Below are 1,071 nucleotides of genomic sequence, written 5' to 3' on the forward strand. Positions count from 1 at the left end.
ACAAAGGCATTCAGCTCATTAGATTTGATCGTATGCACTTCCCATTGCCATTTCGCCGCATCTGGACGGTAGACGCCGACCTGACCGACCAAACGATTAGCGATGTTCTTTAAGCGATTAAGCTGAGCCTTATTGGTATCTAGCACGCCGCGCGCTTTTGCTTCTTGCAACGTTTTGGCATAACTCTGTGCAGACAGCTGCAAAACTTGCTCACTAGAAACCAGTAAAAGCTGCTGACGGTCAACGCCAACGGCACCGGTACTGGTGGTGCTGGTACAACCTGTCAGGGCTAGTGCCGACAATGAAGCGGCCATCACGGTGCTGGTCAGTAATTTTTTCATAATAAACATCCTCGCTGTAAATGATAAAAAGTAAAATAGAACAAAGTGGCGGTTAATAACAAAGTGACTGTTATCAAAGCGGCTATTAATAATAAAGCGGTTGTCGTTAAAGTGATTATCGTTGAAATAATTATCGTTGAAATAATTATCGTTCAAATGACTCGTGTTACATTTTTTGTGGCATAGAGAGTTGAAGCAGCAAGTAAGGCAATTTTTTATTAATGTTCTACCTATGTTTGCTACGTGACCTCAACAGTAAAATTTTACCCGAACTGTCATTAGGCATAAGTATAATAATGTTACTAAGGCAAAACCAATGCAGGAAAAGTAACAATACAGCGTAGGATTGTAAGTGAGAGGGACGTTGACACCAACAAATCTATTTTTCGTGACTAACGTCTATAAACTTGATAGGCGGCATAAATCTCAGTCAAAAAATAGTCTCATAAGCAATGAGATACTACCTACAAGGATAGAGCTTTAGATTTCTAACATTATTGTGAAAAATAATTGATATTATTTTAAAAAAATAATTATCGCTAAATCAATTATTTATGATAATTACATCAATAAATAGCGAGTTAAAGACATAATATTAGAAATAAACGTTAAAAATAAGGTTGACAGTACTAGAATATCTGATAGAATAGCCAGCCTATCGAGACGGAGTTGTTGTTAACAACACTACAATTCGATAATCAGCGGGAATAGCTCAGTGGTAGAGCACAAC

The 1,071-nt window shown here is 37.7% G+C and carries 1 pseudogene; it reads right to left on the bottom strand.

Annotation, left to right across the window (positions count from 1 at the left end):
• Window positions 1-341, bottom strand: a pseudogene (locus tag B2575_RS09465) (M48 family peptidase); the annotation flags it as partial.
• Window positions 342-1,071: the final 730 nt, after the last annotated feature.

The sequence above is a fragment of the Psychrobacter sp. UBA6739 genome (assembly GCF_002453835.1).
GTDB classification, from domain to species: domain Bacteria; phylum Pseudomonadota; class Gammaproteobacteria; order Pseudomonadales; family Moraxellaceae; genus Psychrobacter; species Psychrobacter immobilis_A.